Raw genomic sequence first — 2,632 nt, forward strand, 5'->3', positions numbered from 1 at the left:
CTCTGGACCAGTTGGCGCAGCGCGCCCACCAGATGCGACAGGAAGGCGCCCTCGTCATTGTCCGTCGCTTCGCAAGACAGCCAAGCGGTCAGCCGACCGTGGCGCGCGACTTCCGCGGCCCATTGCGCCATCGTCGTCGATTTACCAAAGCCGGCGGGCGCGGCGAACAGCACGATGCGCGTGTCGATATGGCGCTCCAGCGTCGACAGGATGGTCTCGCGGCGAACCCATCGGCGATGGTGCGGCGACGCTTGGCTGACGGATTGCGGGGCTGTTCTCATCTAGGTCCGCGCAACTTGTCGCTTTTCCGGGGAAAGCGCGGCTCCCTTGCCATTGCTCCACTCCGTTTCGATCAGCGGAATCTGCGGTGCGGCATCGCGCGGCAAGGTTCCCTTGATCCGGGGATCGTCGACGATCTCAAATCCGGTCGCGAAGGGCACGAACCCGCAGGCACTGTAGAACCCGATGACACTGTGATGATCGAAGCTGCTTGTATGCAGCCAGATGCGGCTCGGGTTGAGACACCATGCGAGGTCCAGTGCCCCGGCCATCAGCCGTTTGCCGAAACCCCTGCCGGTCAGGGACGGGAACAGGCCAAAATAGATGATCTCGATCTCGCTGCTGTCGGCGACGAAGAATTCGACCATACCGAGATGGGCGCCGGTCTCGTCATGGCCGTAGTAGAGATGCTGGCGCGGGTCGGCGAAATGCGAGGTGATTTCGGCATCGGACATTTCGGAAACACGGTCCCAAAGCCAGGGCGCGCCGATCTCGAGGAAGATCGCCCGATAGGAAGCGCAGTCGGGCGTCGTGATCCGTGTCATGGCCAAGGGGTGCGCGAGATCGGGCTGCGGAGAGCGCGCCTCCATCCACGTCACCGCATTGGCAAGCTTGCCCGCCGGCAGGCGATGGTAGCCGATGGCGAGATCGGTGATTTCGGCCTGCATCGTGTCTTCGGTGATCAACGCATTCCCCGTCATGTCTTCCAGAGATAGCAGTATCGGCTTGCTGCATCCGATGCCAACTCCCCAAGACCATGGCAGCATCGAACGGCAAACCCTGGACTGAAAGTTTGGCGCGTATGCCTCTTGCATTTCACAGGAATGGCATATGAGATATGATACACCATTCAGAAGAAAGTGAAATATGATGCCTGAGCGGATTGCGGACGAGGCCATTCTGAGCGCGGTCGATGACGGCTTCGCGCGGCAGGTAGCGTTTCTGCAAGACCTCGTGCGTTTTCCTTCGCAGCGTGGCGAGGAACATGCCGCACAATCGTTCATGGCGGCTGCCTTTGAGGCTGACGGCTATGCCGTCGACATGTGGCGCGTCGATGTCGATGCGATTCGCGACCTGCCGGGTTTTTCACCCGTGGCAGTTTCTTATGACGACGCCTTCAATGTCGTTGCCACGCATACGCCGCGAAACGCGACCGGCCGCTCGCTGATCCTCAACGGCCATATCGATGTCGTTCCGACCGGACCGCTCGACCGCTGGGTGCGCGATCCCTACGACCCGGTGATCGAGGACGGCTGGATGCATGGCCGCGGCGCCGGCGACATGAAAGCCGGCCTGTCCGCCTGTCTCTATGCGCTGACCGCCTTGCGCAGCCTTGGCTATCAGCCGGCCGCGAACGTTTACCTGCAGTCGGTGGTCGAGGAAGAATGCACCGGCAATGGCGCGCTTGCCTGCGTGCAGCGCGGCTACCGCGCCGACGCCGCCTTCATTCCCGAACCGCTGGAGCCGAGGCTGATGCGGGCGCAGGTCGGGCCGATCTGGTTCCGGGTCGAGGTCGACGGCGACCCGCAGCATGCGTCGGGTGCATTTTCGGCCGGGGCCAATGCCATCGAAAAGGCATTTGTCATCATCCAGGCGCTGAAGCAACTCGAAATCGTCTGGAATGCGCGCAAGGTCGACGACAAGCATTTCCGTGATCACCCGCACCCGATCCGCTTCAATCTCGGCAAGATCGAAGGGGGCGAATGGACATCGAGCGTTCCGGCGCGATGTGTCTTCGAGATGCGCGTCGCCACCTATCCCGGCCAGAGGCTCGAAGACGCGAGAGCCGAGCTCGAGGCCTGTATCGCCGAAGCGGCGCGTGCCGATCCGTTCCTGGCCAATCGTCCGCCGAGCCTCACCTACAACGGCTTCATGGCCGAAGGCTATGTGCTGGAGGGTGCCGACGAGATGGAATCCGTGCTGCGCCGCAGCCATACCGCCGTCTGGGGCGAGCCGCTGACGGAACACGTCACCTCGGCGACGACGGATGCACGCTTCTTCGGCCTCTATGCCGACACGCCGGCGATCGTCTATGGCCCGATCTGCCGCATGCCGCATGGCTATGACGAGGCCGTCGATCTCGACTCGGTGCGCAAGGTCACCCAGACCATCGCGCTGTTCATCGCCGACTGGTGCGGGCTCGAACCTATCGAGGCTAAGCCATGAATTCGGCTGTCCCCGATGCATTCGGCGAAACACTCGCCGAGGACGCGCCTGATGTTTCGGCGGCCGAAGCGCTCGCCATCCTGCGCCGGTACTATGGGCTGACCGGCACCGCGCGTCCGCTGCCTGGCGAACGCGACCACAATTTCCACATCCAGGCCGACGGCGAGCGTGAGTTCGTTCTAAAGAT

Annotated in this window: 2 protein-coding genes and 2 pseudogenes; 2 read left to right on the forward strand and 2 right to left on the reverse strand. The window is 62.7% G+C overall.

Annotation, left to right across the window (positions count from 1 at the left end; genetic code table 11):
• Together EN984_RS30425 and EN984_RS30430 are read right to left on the reverse strand one after the other, a co-directional pair.
• Positions 1 to 281: pseudogene (locus EN984_RS30425) on the reverse strand (LuxR family transcriptional regulator); the annotation flags it as partial.
• Positions 282 to 980 carry a GNAT family N-acetyltransferase gene (locus EN984_RS30430; protein ID WP_127267842.1) on the reverse strand — a complete coding sequence of 233 codons (699 nt, stop codon included), beginning with the start codon at positions 978 to 980 and terminating at the stop codon, positions 282 to 284.
• Between the two features lie 169 nt (positions 981 to 1,149).
• Between EN984_RS30430 and EN984_RS30435 the strand changes: the two genes are divergently transcribed.
• A complete protein-coding gene (locus EN984_RS30435; RefSeq protein ID WP_164748646.1) occupies positions 1,150 to 2,445 on the forward strand; it encodes an ArgE/DapE family deacylase in 1,296 nt (431 codons plus the stop codon).
• A pseudogene (locus tag EN984_RS30440) lies at positions 2,442 to 2,632 on the forward strand (serine kinase); the annotation flags it as partial. The gene EN984_RS30435 and the pseudogene EN984_RS30440, both read left to right, overlap by 4 nt.

This window comes from Mesorhizobium sp. M7A.F.Ca.CA.004.12.1.1 (genome assembly GCF_003997835.1).
Classification (GTDB): domain Bacteria; phylum Pseudomonadota; class Alphaproteobacteria; order Rhizobiales; family Rhizobiaceae; genus Mesorhizobium.

Bases quoted from the DNA above. Each gene is read 5' to 3' on its own strand.
- EN984_RS30435 (WP_164748646.1), top strand. From the start codon at position 1,150: ATGCCTGAGCGGATTGCGGACGAGGCCATTCTGAGCGCGGTCGATGAC.
- EN984_RS30430 (WP_127267842.1), bottom strand. From the start codon at position 980: ATGACGGGGAATGCGTTGATCACCGAAGACACGATGCAGGCCGAAATC.